This window comes from Serratia proteamaculans (genome assembly GCF_013337185.1).
Lineage (GTDB): Bacteria > Pseudomonadota > Gammaproteobacteria > Enterobacterales > Enterobacteriaceae > Serratia > Serratia proteamaculans_D.
Map to the genome: position 1 here is coordinate 216,705 of NZ_SWDE01000004.1, position 15,000 is coordinate 231,704.

15 protein-coding genes and 1 tRNA gene are annotated in these 15,000 nt (G+C 55.2%); 7 read left to right on the plus strand and 9 right to left on the minus strand.

What is annotated here, in order from left to right; translation table 11 throughout:
* Positions 1–9: 9 nt before the first annotated feature.
* Together FCL49_RS17210 and FCL49_RS17215 are read left to right on the plus strand one after the other, a co-directional pair.
* On the plus strand, positions 10–1,464 hold the full coding sequence (locus FCL49_RS17210) for an NAD-dependent succinate-semialdehyde dehydrogenase (protein ID WP_174354473.1): 1,455 nt from the start codon (positions 10–12) through the stop codon (positions 1,462–1,464).
* A 58-nt stretch (positions 1,465–1,522) separates the two neighbouring features.
* A complete protein-coding gene (locus FCL49_RS17215) occupies positions 1,523–2,767 on the plus strand; it encodes an aromatic amino acid transport family protein (protein WP_174354474.1) in 1,245 nt (414 codons plus the stop codon).
* A gap of 70 nt (positions 2,768–2,837) precedes the next feature.
* Here FCL49_RS17215 and yfcF read toward each other — a convergent pair whose 3' ends face one another.
* The gene (gene yfcF / locus FCL49_RS17220; RefSeq protein ID WP_174354475.1) at positions 2,838–3,473 is read right to left on the minus strand and encodes a glutathione transferase; all 636 of its coding nucleotides are present in this window, start codon (positions 3,471–3,473) and stop codon (positions 2,838–2,840) included.
* Between the two features lie 171 nt (positions 3,474–3,644).
* Between yfcF and FCL49_RS17225 the strand changes: the two genes are divergently transcribed.
* Positions 3,645–4,361, plus strand: coding sequence for an HPP family protein (locus tag FCL49_RS17225; RefSeq protein WP_174354476.1), 717 nt, complete (start codon positions 3,645–3,647; stop codon positions 4,359–4,361).
* Positions 4,362–4,416: 55 nt separating this feature from the next.
* On the opposite strand, the gene FCL49_RS17230 is transcribed toward FCL49_RS17225, so the two are convergent.
* The 3 genes from FCL49_RS17230 to FCL49_RS17240 all read right to left on the minus strand — a co-directional run bounded on the left by FCL49_RS17230 (position 4,417) and on the right by FCL49_RS17240 (position 5,466).
* Positions 4,417–4,977, minus strand: coding sequence for a PH domain-containing protein (locus FCL49_RS17230; protein ID WP_174354477.1), 561 nt, complete (start codon positions 4,975–4,977; stop codon positions 4,417–4,419).
* A gap of 14 nt (positions 4,978–4,991) precedes the next feature.
* A complete protein-coding gene (locus FCL49_RS24695) occupies positions 4,992–5,102 on the minus strand; it encodes a hypothetical protein (RefSeq protein WP_254611103.1) in 111 nt (36 codons plus the stop codon).
* Positions 5,103–5,389: 287 nt separating this feature from the next.
* Positions 5,390–5,466, minus strand: a tRNA-Ile gene (locus FCL49_RS17240).
* A 147-nt stretch (positions 5,467–5,613) separates the two neighbouring features.
* Here FCL49_RS17240 and mug point away from each other — a divergent pair.
* Positions 5,614–6,102 carry a G/U mismatch-specific DNA glycosylase gene (gene mug / locus FCL49_RS17245; protein ID WP_174354478.1) on the plus strand — a complete coding sequence of 163 codons (489 nt, stop codon included), beginning with the start codon at positions 5,614–5,616 and terminating at the stop codon, positions 6,100–6,102.
* A gap of 64 nt (positions 6,103–6,166) precedes the next feature.
* Here mug and rpoD read toward each other — a convergent pair whose 3' ends face one another.
* The 3 genes from rpoD to rpsU form a co-directional block, all read right to left on the minus strand.
* Complete coding sequence (gene rpoD, locus FCL49_RS17250; protein WP_017894063.1) at positions 6,167–8,002, minus strand: RNA polymerase sigma factor RpoD; 1,836 nt, start codon at positions 8,000–8,002, stop codon at positions 6,167–6,169.
* Between the two features lie 159 nt (positions 8,003–8,161).
* Positions 8,162–9,910, minus strand: coding sequence for a DNA primase (gene dnaG, locus FCL49_RS17255; RefSeq protein WP_153858920.1), 1,749 nt, complete (start codon positions 9,908–9,910; stop codon positions 8,162–8,164).
* 136 nt (positions 9,911–10,046) lie between these two features.
* The gene (gene rpsU, locus FCL49_RS17260; protein WP_001144069.1) at positions 10,047–10,262 is read right to left on the minus strand and encodes a 30S ribosomal protein S21; all 216 of its coding nucleotides are present in this window, start codon (positions 10,260–10,262) and stop codon (positions 10,047–10,049) included.
* Positions 10,263–10,588: 326 nt separating this feature from the next.
* Here rpsU and tsaD point away from each other — a divergent pair, with 326 nt between their 5' ends.
* Positions 10,589–11,602: a tRNA (adenosine(37)-N6)-threonylcarbamoyltransferase complex transferase subunit TsaD gene (tsaD, locus tag FCL49_RS17265; protein WP_135318122.1), complete on the plus strand. Its 1,014-nt coding sequence runs from the start codon at positions 10,589–10,591 to the stop codon at positions 11,600–11,602.
* 35 nt (positions 11,603–11,637) lie between these two features.
* On the opposite strand, the gene plsY is transcribed toward tsaD, so the two are convergent.
* Positions 11,638–12,276: a glycerol-3-phosphate 1-O-acyltransferase PlsY gene (gene plsY, locus FCL49_RS17270; protein WP_153858922.1), complete on the minus strand. Its 639-nt coding sequence runs from the start codon at positions 12,274–12,276 to the stop codon at positions 11,638–11,640.
* Between the two features lie 107 nt (positions 12,277–12,383).
* Here plsY and folB point away from each other — a divergent pair, with 107 nt between their 5' ends.
* Both folB and bacA read left to right on the plus strand, forming a co-directional pair.
* Entirely contained in the window at positions 12,384–12,743 is a 360-nt protein-coding gene (gene folB / locus FCL49_RS17275) for a bifunctional dihydroneopterin aldolase/7,8-dihydroneopterin epimerase (protein WP_174354479.1), read from the plus strand.
* 131 nt (positions 12,744–12,874) lie between these two features.
* A complete protein-coding gene (gene bacA / locus FCL49_RS17280) occupies positions 12,875–13,699 on the plus strand; it encodes an undecaprenyl-diphosphate phosphatase (RefSeq protein WP_174354480.1) in 825 nt (274 codons plus the stop codon).
* Positions 13,700–13,737: 38 nt separating this feature from the next.
* On the opposite strand, the gene FCL49_RS17285 is transcribed toward bacA, so the two are convergent.
* Positions 13,738–14,982, minus strand: a complete 1,245-nt coding sequence (locus FCL49_RS17285; protein ID WP_174354481.1) for a multifunctional CCA addition/repair protein — start codon at positions 14,980–14,982, stop codon at positions 13,738–13,740.
* Between the last annotated feature and the right edge of the window lie 18 nt (positions 14,983–15,000).

Sequence of the window (15,000 nt, forward strand, 5' to 3'; positions counted from 1 at the left end):
TGCGTGGCAATGAAATTGAATAATCCCGAGCTGCTGCGCAGCCAGTGTCTGATTAACGGTGAGTGGTGTGATGCGCTGAGCGGCAAACGTGAAGTGGTGATCAACCCGGCGACCGGCGTCGAACTGGCCAGTATTCCGCTGGTCAGCGGTGAAGAAACCCAACAGGCGATTAACGCGGCGCAGGTGGCGCAGCAAGGCTGGAAGCAACTGACCGCCAAGCAACGGTCCACCCTGCTGTTGGCCTGGGCCGACAAGATAATGGTGGCCCAGGAAGATTTGGCGCAGCTGATGACCGCTGAACAGGGCAAGTCATTGGCGGAAGCGCGTGGTGAAGTGGCCTATGCCGCGTCGTTTATCACCTGGTTTGCCGAAGAGGCCAAACGGGTCGACGGTGCAGTATTGCAGGCGCCGCTGGCCTCACAGCGTCTGGTGGTGGTCAAGCAACCCATTGGCGTTTGTGCGGCGATCACCCCCTGGAACTTCCCGGCGGCGATGATCACCCGCAAGGTGGCACCGGCGCTGGCGGCCGGCTGCGCGATTATCGTTAAACCGGCCGAACAAACGCCACTGACCGCGCTGGCGTTGGGCAAGCTGGCGCAGGATGCCGGCATTCCGGCGGGCGTTTTGCAGATTGTCACCGGTGATGCCGCTCAGGTGGGCAAGGTGCTGTGCGACAGCCCGGTGGTGCGCAAGTTGAGCTTTACCGGTTCGACCGAGGTCGGCCGCATTCTGATGGCGCAGTGCGCGCCAACCATCAAAAAACTGTCGCTGGAACTGGGCGGCAATGCGCCGGTGATCGTCTTCGATGACGCCAACCTGGACGCGGCAGTCGCTGGCATTATGGCCTCCAAATTCCGCAACAGCGGCCAGACCTGCGTCTGCGCCAATCGTATCTACGTGCAGGACGGCATTTATGACCGACTGGTGGACAAACTGGTGGCGGCGGTTGAACAGCTGAAAGTCGGCGACGGCAGCCAGGAGGGCACCACTCAGGGGCCACTGATCGACCAGGACGCGGTGGAAAAAGTGCAGAGTCACATCGACGATGCGTTGATCAAGGGGGCGCAGATTGCTATTGGCGGTCAGCCACACGCGCTGGGGCGTACCTTCTTCCAGCCAACGGTCGTGACCGGCGTGACGCAGAAAATGCGTTTCGCCAAAGAAGAAACCTTTGGCCCGGTAGCGCCGCTGTTCCGTTTCCATGATGAGGCAGAAGCCATCGCCATGGCCAACGATACCGAATTCGGCCTGGCTGCCTATCTGTTTACGCAGAACGCCTCGCGTCAGTGGCGTGTGCCGGAAGCGCTGGAGTACGGCATGGTCGGCATCAATACCGGACTGATTTCCAACGAAGTCGCGCCGTTTGGCGGCGTGAAACAGTCAGGGCTCGGACGTGAAGGATCGCGTTACGGGATTGAAGAATATCTGGAGTTGAAATACCTGTGTATCGATGTGAGCTGTTAACCACCGGGAAATTAACCGATCCCGGTGGCCTGGGCTGCCGGGAGACAAAGGATGCTGTATGTCTGCTGAAAATACCTCTATTTCTCCGGCGCTTGCCGCCGGGGTGCGAGCACCTGCACCCACCAAATCACTGAGTTTCCTCGAAGGGGTGGCGATGATTGTCGGCACCAATATTGGTGCCGGCGTGCTGTCCATCGCTTACGCCTCCAGTAAGGCGGGTTTTTTACCGCTGTTGTTCTGGCTGGTACTGGTCGGCAGCCTGACCACCATCACCATGCTGTATGTCGCCGAATCCACCCTGCGCACCCGTGCGCACCTGCAATTAAGCGGGCTGGCGAAACGTTATGTCGGCGGTATCGGTGCCTGGCTGATGTTTGCCTCGGTTTGCGTTAACAGCGTCGGGGCGCTGACCGCCTATATGACCGGCAGCGGCAAACTGCTGCAATCCCTGTTTGGTATCTCACCGGCGATCGGCAGCCTGCTGTTTTTCGTACCGGCGGCGGGGGTGTTGTACCTGGGGCTGAAGGCGATTGGCCGCGGTGAAAAGTTTATCAGTATCGGCATGGTAGTGATGCTGACCGCTTTGGTGGCGGCCACACTGCTCAAAGATACCAGCCAGATGCGCAACCTGCTGGACGGTGACTGGCGCTTTATGGTGCCGGTATTCAACGTGGTGGTGTTCTGCTTCTCGGCGCAATATATCGTGCCGGAAATGGCGCGCGGTTTCTCGGACAAACCGGAGCAGCTGCCCAAGGCGATTATGGTCGGTATGGCGGTGACCTTTGTGTTGCTGGCGGCGGTACCGATGTCGGTCATTGCCCTCAGTGGATTGGATGGCATTTCTGACGTGGCGACCATTTCCTGGGGCCAGGCATTGGGGCAATGGGCGTTCTTCTCCGCAAATATCTTCGCCCTGTGCGCGATGCTGACCTCTTACTGGGGATTGGGCGGCAGCTTCCTGACCAATATTTTCGACCAGTTCAGACTGGGTAATGACGAACAGCCGCTGCGCCGTTTCGGCGTGTTGATGCTGGTGGTGTTGCCCCCCTTCGTGCTGGCTTACAGCGGGCTGGTGTCATTCGTTAACGCACTGTATTTCGCCGGGGTATTCAGCGGGGTGATCCTGTCGATTATGCCGATGCTGATCCTGCGCGGGGCGCGCAAGCACGGTGACCAGACGCCACGCTGGCAGTGCAGCTGGATCACTCACCCGCTGTTACAGATTTGCATTGTGCTGCTGTATCTGGGCAGTGCGGTGTACGCCATTGCGTCGTTGTTCGGCTATCTGCCCTCTGGATGGTGAATTGCCTTCCCTCAAGAAGTGATGTTGTTTCTCGATAATTGAGAACGGCGGCGTCGTGGCCGCCGGTTTTTTACCCGCGCATTTTCTCCGGCAGCGCCAACCAGGCCTGCACCGAAGGACGTTGCCACTGTTTTTGCGCATAGTGGCGAATGTTTTCCGGCACCGCATCACCGTGTATCACCAGCCGATTGAGCATCAACGCCAGATCCGTATCGGCAATGCACCATTCCCTGAACAAATTATCCTGGCCGTGACTCAGCAGTTTTTCGACGGCGGCGATCAGCTTGTTGGCGTCAGCCTGTGCGGCGGCGGACAGCGGGGGAAACTTGCCCTTGCCGAAAACGGCCTCGGTAGAGCGTTCGGCGCGCAGGCCCTGCAGATCGCTGCGTAGCCATGCCTGGACTTCCCGGGCCTTGGCGCGTTGTTTCACGTCGCGCGGATACACCGGATGGGCCGGGTGGATCTCATCGAGATATTCATCAATGGCCGAGGACTCCGAGAGTTGAAACTCGCCGACCACCAGCGTAGGGACTCTACGTGTCAATGACAGCGCTGTGTAGCTTGCCGCTTTGTTTTCCCCTTGTGACAGGTCGACCGGCTTAACGGTGAAGGGAATGCCTTTCTCCGTCAGGGTAATAAACGCCGACATGGCATAGGGGCTGAAAAAGTTGGCATCGGTATAGAGTTCGACAATCGGCTGAGACATTGGGTTTTCCTCAAGGCAAAGGGCTGCGAACTTTGATAATTGACGAGCAGTGGCTAAAGATCAATCTGTTAACAGAAAGTTATTTCAACGGTGAGCCGTGCTACGGGCGAGGGTTGCCGACGCTGTGATATATTTGTTGCCATTAAGTTGAGTTTGGCAGCGTGAAGTAACATGAAGCAGCAGTGGATAGAGAGTTTGAAACTGGGGTGTGCACGTTTGTGGCCGCACCCCTTGGCCGTAGGCAAAAAAGAGATATTTCTTTCCAGCGTTGGCGCCGGGTTGGGGCTGATGATTGCCGGCTGGATCAGCCATTTTGTACTGGGTGAGGTGAACCTGTGGTTTATCGCGCCGATGGGGGCATCTGCCGTGCTGCTTTTTGGCGTGCCGAACAGTCCGCTGGCGCAGCCATGGTCTATTGTTGGTGGCAATATGTCGGCCGCCGCGGTGGGGGTCAGCACCGGCCTGCTGATAGCCGATCCCGGCCTGGCCTGTGGGGTGGCTGCGGCATTGGCGATTGGGTTAATGTTCAAACTGCGTTGTCTGCATCCTCCCGGTGGCGCAGTCGCGCTGACTGCGATCCTCGGTGGGCCGGGCATTCACCAATTGGGTTATAGCTTCGTGCTGTATCCGGTGTTGCTGAACTCGGTGTTATTGGCGGTGTTGGCGATTATCTTCAATAACCTGGCCGGTCGACGCTACCCGCATCCCCTGGCCTCCGCCGAGGCCAAACCAGCCAATCTGCCGATCGATGCGGTGTCTATTACCCGCGCCGACTTGCATCAGGCACTGATGCAGGGCGAACTGTTTGATATCGACGAAGACGACCTGCAGGAAATCCTGCTGCGTGCTGAACAGCTGGCGCACCAGCGGCAGAACGGTGGCGCCTGATTAGGCTAGCGGGCGGAAACAAAAAAACCACCTTCAGGAAGGTGGCTGGCATTGCTTATCCGTTAAGAATGAGCTGTTTTTGCTGTTGGAACTCTTCATCCGTCAGAACACCATCTGCTTTGAGCTTTGCCAAACGCTCAATTTTCGCGATGACATCATCTTGATTTACCGCTACTGGTTGAGGATTGGTCTGCGTAGACTGAGCAGCATTATTGCGTGTTTCATTTACTAAATTTGTAAAAGGAATAACGGAAGCTTTTATCACGTTTTTGATGGTGTAGTTTTGGCCACTTGTTGAGATAGTGATCTCACCAAATAGTAAGCCCGTTTTACCCCCTACGCTGACGATGTTTTGCAGATTTACATCAACCTGTTTAACGCCGAAGAACATTCCTTTATCAAGAAAAATTACGCGTTTATTGGTGAGGGTGATGAGCCAGGTGTTCCCATCCATTTGCCCGCTTGCGATGGCCAGCGGTGTTTCTCCAACGTTGAGAATTTCAGGAAGGTGAAAGAACTCTTTTTTAGTGCCAAAAGATACATCGGAAACAACCGATGCCAGGCGCTTCATTTCTGCTTTTAGCTGATCTTTAGAGGCTGTTTTGTAGTCAATCATGGTAACTCCCTGTCTTATTTAATGGTTAATACAACTTTTCCGATAATTGCTATATCGTCAATCGAATAATCGAAAGCTATCTTACCATCGCTGACTCGTAGTTTTTTGACTGGGATTCTGCTCAACGTTCGGACGCTTGTTTTTCCCTCAATATTTATCAGCCATTCATCGACCTAAACTTCAGTGAAGTTCTGCCCAACAATGTATTGCGCTTGTCGCCCAACACACCGATAGGGTATCTGGGAATTCGCTTACCAGGCTGGAACATTACTAACATCTGGGGTGTATTAAGCAATGGGAGCCGGTCAATCGTGGTGTCCTGCAAAATCATGCATGACACTCTATGGAGGCAAAAAACAAAAAAGCCACCTCGTTAGAAGTGGCTTAATATGCTGTTATATCAGCGAAAATTTGGTGGCCCCTACTGGACTTGAACCAGTGACCAAGCGATTATGAGTCGCGTGCTCTAACCAACTGAGCTAAGGGGCCAAGCGGCGAGATTATACGGTAATCCTCCGGCGCAGGTCTACTGTTAACCATCTGTATGTTGCTTTTCTGCGCAGTTCTAGCCTGTTGTAATTACTGGCGGATTTTGCGATAACCGCTGTAAATCCCTTTAATGGACTCTCAAACCCTATGGAACTCCTGGCACCCAACCTGCGGGTCGTGTTTTGCGGTATCAACCCCGGCCTGTCCTCGGCCCACCAGGGCTACCCCTTTGCTAACGGCAGTAACCGCTTCTGGAAGGTGGTGCATCAGGCGGGCTTTACCGACACTCAGTTAGCGCCGGAGCAATGGCAACAGCTGCAGGATACCGGTTGTGGTATTACTGCGTTGGTGGCGCGGCCCACGGTGGCGGCCAGTGAGGTGACGCGTGAGGAGTTGCTCAGCGGTGGTGAGGCATTAAAGGAAAAAATCCTGCGCTACCAGCCGCGTGCGCTGGCGATTTTGGGCAAGCAGGCGTTCAGCAGTGCCTTCGGGGTACGTAATGCGTCCTGGGGACGTCAGGAAATGACGATCGGTAAAACTGAGGTGTGGGTGCTGCCGAACCCCAGCGGATTGAACCGTGCCACGCTGGAGCAGCTTACGGAGAGCTATCGCGAGCTGTTCCTGGCATTGAAATAAGCCCGATGGATTTTAGGCAATAAAAAACCCCGGCAAGCCGGGGTTTTTTGCGAGCAGCTAAACCTTAGTCGTCCAGGAAGCTACGCAGCACTTCGGAACGGCTTGGGTGACGCAGTTTACGCAGCGCTTTGGCTTCGATCTGACGAATACGCTCACGGGTAACGTCGAACTGTTTGCCCACTTCTTCCAGCGTATGGTCGGTGTTCATATCGATACCGAAACGCATACGCAGCACTTTCGCTTCACGGGCGGTCAGGCCAGCCAGGACGTCGTGCGTGGCAGAGCGCAGGCTCTCTGAGGTAGCAGAATCCAGCGGCAGCTCGAGGGTGGTATCCTCGATGAAATCGCCCAGATGTGAATCTTCATCATCACCGATCGGCGTTTCCATGGAGATCGGCTCTTTGGCGATCTTCAGCACTTTGCGGATTTTGTCTTCCGGCATCAGCATGCGTTCAGCCAGCTCTTCCGGCGTCGGTTCGCGGCCCATCTCTTGCAGCATCTGGCGCGAAATACGGTTGAGTTTGTTGATGGTCTCAATCATATGCACCGGAATACGGATGGTACGCGCCTGGTCGGCGATAGAACGGGTGATAGCCTGACGGATCCACCAGGTGGCGTAAGTAGAGAACTTATAACCACGACGGTATTCAAACTTGTCTACCGCTTTCATCAGACCGATGTTGCCTTCCTGGATCAGATCCAGGAACTGCAGACCGCGGTTGGTGTATTTCTTGGCGATAGAAATAACCAGACGCAAGTTGGCTTCAACCATCTCTTTCTTCGCACGGCGGGCTTTCGCTTCACCGATAGACATGCGACGGTTAATGTCCTTCACCTGCTCGATGGTCAGGCCGGTCTCTTCTTCGATCTGACGCAGTTTCTGCAGGCTGCGCTGGACGTCATCCGCGACGTCTTTCAGCTTTTCTGACCATGGCTTGGCCATTGCCAGTGCGGCTGCGAACCAGGTATCGCTGGTTTCGTTGCTGGAGAACAGGGTAACGAAGTTTTTCTTCGGCATTTTGCACTGCTCAACGCACAGTTTCATGATGATACGTTCTTGAGTACGAACGCGGTCCATCATGATGCGCATGCTGTTGACCAGGAAGTCGAACTGTTTTGGCACCAGGCGGAACTGCTTGAACACTTCAGACAGCTTCAGAATTTCTTCTGCTGCGCTGGCGTGGCTGCGGCCGTTCTTTTTGATGACTACACGAGTTGCTTCATACTGATCGCGCAGATCGGCGAATTTCTGACGAGCCAGCTCTGGATCGATGCTGTTGTCATCTTCTTCTTCGTCTTCGTCGTCTTCTTCTTCGTCATCTTTCTGCTCTTCGGTCGACAGCTCAGAACCGACGTGCGTTGCGGTAGGAGCGATGTCTTCTTCCGCATTAGGATCGACGAAGCCGGTGATCAGATCGGACAGGCGAGCTTCGCCTGCTTCGACGCGATCGTACTGCTCCAGCAAATAGGTAATGGCTTCCGGGTACTCGGCAACTGAGCACTGAACCTGGTTGATGCCGTCTTCAATACGCTTGGCGATGTCGATTTCGCCTTCGCGCGTCAGCAGTTCAACGGTCCCCATTTCACGCATGTACATGCGCACCGGGTCGGTGGTACGGCCAATTTCAGACTCAACGCTGGACAACACTTGAGCAGCCGCTTCAGCCGCATCATCATCGGTATCGGTGGTGTTCTCGGCCAGCATCAGGTCATCGGCGTCCGGTGCTTCTTCCAGCACCTGGATGCCCATGTCGTTAATCATCTGGATGATGTCTTCGATCTGGTCGGAGTCGACGATATCTTCCGGCAGATGGTCATTGACCTCAGCATAGGTCAGATAGCCTTGCTCCTTACCACGGGTGACAAGTAGCTTTAGCTGTGACTGCGGGTTTTGCTCCATAAGACGGTATCCACACTTCAGAGTATTGGGGGTTGGTGTCGGTCGGCGAAACCGCCAACAATAGCATTTGGGGCGTTTTTGTTGTTGCCGCGGCCCACTGTGGCGGCATATTGCAGGGCTCTGCCCTCGCATTTATCGGCACTTAAGCCGTTTAGGTATTCAGTTTTTCTTCGCTAGCACTTGGTTAAGAGAACGGACTTCTTCACGTTCTTCCGGGCTGAGGCCGTGCGTTCTGGCCTGGGCGATCAATGTCTCCAGCCGTTGCTCCAGTACCGAGTCATATAGGCTGGCCAAGGTGTCCAAAAAGGTCTGTTCGACCCTTTCCTCAACGATCATATGGTTCCATGTCGCCAAGGTTTCAAGTTGCTGGCTCAATTTGTTGTCGCGATACTGCTCCAACAACTGGCCGGTAGTCAGGCCTGGCTGAGCTAAACAGGTCTGCACCAACTCGACAAACAGCGGTAAACCGGCCTGTTTGGTCTGCTCCAATCCCTCGAGTGAAGGGATAAGTGTAGCCAACTGCGGATTTTGTACCAGTAACCCTATTAGTATACGCATGGTTGTGCGTTTTAGCTGGGGCGCCTGATAGGTATTCGCATTTTCAGCCTGTTTGGGCATCAGCTTGTCTAGCTGGCTGTCATCGAGCAGGCCAAGCTTGCTGCCGAGCTGTTGACGCAGGTACAAGCGCAACGTTTCGCCCGGCACCTGAGTAATCAGCGGTAGCGCCAGCGTGCTCAGCTTGGCGCGGCCGTCCGGGCTGCTCAGATCAACCTGTGGCATCAAGGTTTCGAACAGGAAAGTGGAAAGCGGCTGCGCCAGCTCCATCCGTTGTTCGAAGGCCTCTTTGCCTTCTTTGCGTACCAATGTGTCCGGATCTTCGCCATCAGGCAAAAACATAAACCGCAGCTGACGCCCGTCATTGAGATAGGGCAGCGCGGTTTCCAGTGCGCGCCAGGCCGCTTCACGACCGGCCCGGTCACCGTCATAGCAACAGACTACGTTGTCGGTGGCGCGGAACAGCAGCTGAATATGTTCAGCCGTCGTTGAGGTTCCGAGCGAGGCGACGGCATAATCGATGCCGTATTGCGCCAACGCCACCACGTCCATATAACCTTCCACTACCAGCAAACGCTGCGGGGTAGGGTGGTTCTGCTGCGCTTCATACAGGCCGTACAATTGACGACCCTTGTGGAATACTTCGGTTTCCGGCGAGTTCAGGTATTTCGGCATGCCGTCACCCAACACGCGCCCGCCAAAGGCGATCACTCGCCCACGTTTGTCGCGAATAGGGAACATTACGCGTTCACGGAAACGATCGTACGAGCGTCCTTGATCGTTAGTCACCAGCATACCGGCATCGTTCAATGCACTACGGCTGTCGGCGTCGCGACCAAAACGCTTTAAGGCATTATCCCAACCGGCAGGAGCAAAGCCGATGGCAAAATGGCGGATAACATCGTCACTCAACCCGCGCTGTTGCAGATAATTCCGCGCCGGCGTACCGGAAGGTTGATGCAGTGACTGTTGATAGAACGAACTGAGCTGTTCCATCAGTTGATACAGGCTTTGGCGCTGATGACGTTCGATTTGGGTCGGTCCGGAACCTGCCTCGTAAGGCACTTCCAGTCCGTGCATGGTTGCCAGCTCTTCGATGGTTTCGACAAACTCAAGTCGGTCGTAATTCATCAGAAAGTCGACGGCGTTACCGTGCGCACCACAACCAAAACAGTGATAAAACTGCTTTTCACCATTAACGGTAAATGAAGGCGTTTTTTCGTGGTGGAACGGACAGCACGCGTGATAGTTCTTGCCCTGCTTCTTGAGCTTTACCCGGGCGTCGATCAGATCGACGATGTCGGTGCGAGCCAGCAAGTCATTGATAAATACACGCGGAATTCGTCCAGCCATAAGCCCTTACTTTACTAGCCTATAAACGAGAACAAGCCGCGCATTCCTTTCGGAAAGCACGGCCTTCGTATGCAACTACTCGGTCTGCGCGATTTTTAAAATCAGAAATTCACGCGGCGGGGTTGCCCCCGAAGAATTAATACAGACGAGTGCGGCGTGCGTTTTCGCGAGCCAGTTTCTTCGCGTGACGTTTCACAGCAGAAGCTTTAGCGCGCTTACGTTCGGTAGTCGGTTTTTCATAGAACTCACGACGACGAACTTCAGCCAAAACGCCCGCTTTTTCGCAAGAGCGTTTGAAACGACGCAGAGCAACGTCAAATGGCTCGTTTTCACGTACTTTAATTACAGGCATGTGCCTCTCACCTCAATAAAATTCGGTTTGCTGCTGGCCAAGCGCCAGCAATTTCAAAATGGTGCGGAATTTTACTTCAACGGATGCTGCTTTGTAAAGCACCACAGCAAATTGAAACCTGCGGCCACCCTGGTAAAACATGCGCAATTTTGCATCGGGCGCTGATTATAGACTAATCAGAAAAAAATGCTCGTTTTTAATCAAACCGGCATTTACTGCTGGAATCATCAACATAGCCCAAAGTGGCCGACAAGATGCGCCGCACTGGCGGTAAATCGGCCTGTTTGTGCTAAACTGGCGGCCGCACGTGAATGATGGGAAATGTAATGCGAGTACTGGGTATAGAAACTTCCTGCGATGAAACCGGAATTGCAGTGTATGACGATCAGGCCGGTTTATTAGCCAATCAATTGTACAGCCAGGTGAAGCTGCACGCCGACTACGGCGGTGTGGTGCCGGAACTGGCTTCCCGCGATCATGTGCGTAAAACCGTGCCCCTGATTCAGGCGGCATTGAAGGAAGCGAACCTGACCGCGGCCGATATCGACGGCGTTGCCTATACCGCCGGGCCAGGCCTGGTGGGTGCACTGCTGGTTGGCGCGACCATTGGTCGTGCGCTGGCGTTTGCCTGGGGCGTACCGGCAGTACCGGTGCATCACATGGAAGGCCACCTGCTGGCACCGATGCTGGAAGACAATCCACCGGCGTTCCCGTTTGTCGCGCTGCTGGTTTCCGGCGGCCATACCCAGTTGATCAGCGTGACCGGCATTGGTCAATACGAACTGCTGGGCGAATCGGTCGACGATGCGGCGGGTGAAGCCTTCGACAAAACGGCCAAGCTGTTGGGGTTGGACTATCCCGGCGGGCCAATGCTGTCGAAAATGGCGCAGCAGGGTACCGCAGGCCGTTTCACTTTCCCACGGCCAATGACCGATCGGCCGGGGCTGGATTTCAGCTTCTCCGGCTTGAAGACCTTTGCCGCCAATACCATCCGTTCCAACGGTAATGACGATCAAACTCGTGCGGACATTGCCCGGGCGTTTGAAGATGCGGTAGTGGATACGTTGGCGATCAAATGCAAACGTGCGCTGGAACAAACCGGTTTCAAACGACTGGTTATGGCCGGCGGCGTCAGTGCCAACCGCACGCTACGGACCAAAATGGCGGAAATGCTGCACAAACGCGGCGGCGAGGTGTTTTATGCCCGTCCGGAATTCTGCACGGATAACGGTGCCATGATCGCTTATGCGGGTCTGGTGCGGTTGCAGAGCGGTGCCAATCCGGAACTGAGCGTTTCGGTGCGACCGCGTTGGCCACTGGCTGAATTGCCTGCAGTATAAATAGTCGAAAGGCCGGAGATCTCCGGCCTTTTTAATTACTCTTCTTTCTTCTCTTCCTGTTCTGCCGCGTCGGTTTTCTTCTTGCGGAAGACACCCCAGATTTTCCCTTCCTGGCCACGCCACAGGCGCTGAATATTGTCGTGGTGCCGCATCAGGATCAAACACGACAGCATCGCTACCGGGAAGGTGAACTGCGGTTTGAACCACCAGACGTAGAACGGAGCAATCAGCGCGCTGATAATCGCCCCCAGCGAAGAATAACCGCTGAGCAGCACGGTCAGCAGCCAGGTACCGGTCATCAGGCCGGTAAGATCCCAGCCGATCGGTGCTATGGCACCAAACGCGGTTGCCACGCCCTTACCGCCGCGGAAGTGGAAGAACACCGGGTAAATATGCCCCAGACAGGCGGCGATCGCCGTCAGGCCCAGATACAGCGGCGGGACATCAAGTTTGTATGCCAGCCAGACCGGCAACATCCCTTTGAGAATATCGAATACCAGCACCGCCGCCGCAGCTACGCGCCCGCCGATACGCAGGACGTTGGTCGCTCCTGGATTCCCTGAGCCATTTTCACGCGGATCGGGCAGCCTGGCGATCCGGCAAACCAGGATCGCACTGGAAACTGAGCCACACAGATACGCGAAGATAATCATGCCAAGCGCGGTAGCACTCATAACGCGGTTCCGTTTAATAAGGGTCGTTTTACTCTCAACATATATGGATAATACTCATATTCCGCTGGAAGTGGTATCCGGCAAGGCCAAAAACAGAGAATGACGTGATGGATATCGTATTTATAGAAGAGCTTACCGTAATTACTACCATTGGCGTTTATGACTGGGAACAAAACATTCGCCAGAAGCTGGTGTTCGATATCGAAATGGGCTGGGACAACCGCCAGGCGGCCGCCAGTGACGATGTGAATGACTGCCTTAGCTACGCCGATATCAGTGAAGCCATCATCCAGCACGTGGAGCCCAATCGCTTTGCGTTGGTGGAGCGGGTTGCTGAGGAAATATCTGAAATATTACTCCAGCGCTTCAATTCCCCGTGGGTCCGTATTAAGGTCAGCAAACCGGGCGCTGTTGCACATGCCAGCCGGGTTGGGGTGATCATTGAACGTGGCACCCGGCCGGCGTGACGTTCTGTCATACCTGTGCAACTTAAGACCGTTAACCTGGTCTGAACCTGAGAATTGTTTTAGCGGCAATGTATTGAACACTGCCGCTTTTTTATGTTTATAGCCGTACATTTATAGGGTGATCGAAGCACATGGCGGACATGCATTCACTGTTTATTGCGTTTGTTCTTGGGGTGGTCGAAGGGTTAACTGAATTTTTACCGGTGTCTTCAACCGGGCACCTGATCATTGTCGGCGAGTGGCTGGGCTTCACTGGCGATAAGGCCAAAACTTTTGAGGTGATCATCCAGCTGGGGTCGATTCTGGCAGTGGTGGTGATGTTCTGGCGTCGCTTGTTCGGGCTGATCGGCATTCATTTCGGTGGTAAGCCGGTTGAGCACGAAGGCAAAACGTCGGGCCATTTGAAACTGGGCCATATTCTGCTGGCGATGATCCCGGCGGTGGTGCTGGGGCTGCTGCTTCATGACTTTATCAAGTCGCTGTTCGAGCCGAAAAATGTGATGTATGCGCTGGTGGTGGGTGGTTTCCTGCTGCTGGCCGCGGAATGGTTCAAGCCGAAAAAACCGAGTGCCGAAGGGCTCGATGACATCACCTACCGCCAGGCGTTTATGATTGGTTGCTTCCAGTGTCTGGCTCTGTGGCCGGGCTTCTCCCGTTCAGGCTCCACCATTGCCGGTGGCATGCTGGTGGGCGTGAATCGTTACGCGGCTGCGGAGTTCTCTTTCCTTCTGGCGGTGCCGATGATGATTGGTGCCAGTGCGCTGGATTTGTATAAGAGCCTGCACTTCCTGACGATGGGCGATTTACCGATGTTTGCGGTCGGCTTTGCCACTGCCTTCGTAGTCGCGCTGATCGCGATCAAGACCTTCCTGTCGCTGATCAAACGCATCTCGTTTGTGCCGTTCGCCATCTACCGCTTTATCGTGGCCGGCGTGGTTTACATGGTCTTCATGTAAGCGGCACCGCAATAAAAAAACCCGCGCTGCGGGTTTTTTTATGCCTGATCGAGAGGGATATCCTGGGTTTGTTTCCACTCGGCCAGTGCCTGTTGGCGGCGGCGCTTTAGCTCGTCGCGGATCGCCAGCCCTTGCAGGCCACTGGCTACCACCTCTTTGACCGACACCGCATTTGCTACCTGAAACGCCTGGCGCAGGTAATCGCCCTGAGGATAAGGGTTGTTTTCAAAACCGGTACGGCCGCGGGCGTCGGCTTCGCTGGTGAGGATCATCTGTTCCAGCCGCTGCGGTTTGCGCCAAACATCGACCGCATCAAACAGTTTCAGCAGGGTCTCAGGGCGCAGCTTGTTTACCGTATGGATCAGGTCGTGATATTCGGCGACCAGCTTGGCCAAATCGCGTACCGGATTGGGGACTCGCAGCCGCTGGCACAGTGCTTCGACCAGCAGAACGCCTGCGGGTCCATGGCCGTGGTGATGTGGCCAGAGCTCTTTTGGCGTCTGCCCCTTGCCAAGGTCATGACAGAGTGCGGAGAAGCGTACGTCCACTTCAGGGCTGAGCTGGGCAGCGATGGCCAGCGTCATCAGAGTATGAATGCCGGTGTCGATCTCCGGGTGCCATTTGGCGGGGGCCGGTACGCCGAACAGTGCGTCGATCTCCGGGAACAGCACGCCCAGCGCCTCGCAGTCACGCAGCACCTGAAAATACACCTGTGGGCTCTGGCTTTGCAGCGCCTTCTCGGTTTCTTTCCATACCCGTTCGGCCGTCAGCGCCGCCAGTTCACCGCTGCGCGCCATCTGACGCATCAACTCGGCGGTTTCCGGGGCGATGCTAAAACCCAAATGGGCGAAGCGGGCGGCGAAACGCGCCACGCGCAGTACACGCAATGGATCTTCACCAAAGGCATCGGACACGTGGCGTAGTACTCGCGCTTGCAGGTCGGCCACGCCGTGGAAAGGGTCGATCAGCTCACCGTCGGCGCTGCGGGCAATGGCATTGATGGTTAAATCACGACGCTGCAGATCTTCTTCCAGCGTTACGTCCGGTGCGGCGTAGCAGGTAAAACCGGTATATCCCTGGCCGGATTTCCGCTCGGTGCGTGCCAATGCATATTCTTCATGCGTTTTCGGGTTGAGAAACACCGGGAAGTCTTTACCGACCTGTTGATAGCCCAGGGCTGTCAGCTCTGAAGGCGCAGCGCCAACCACCACCCAGTCGCGGTCGAATACCGGTATCTCAAGCAAGCTGTCGCGGACGGCACCGCCGACCAGGTAAGTCTTCACTGTTAACTCCTGAATTTA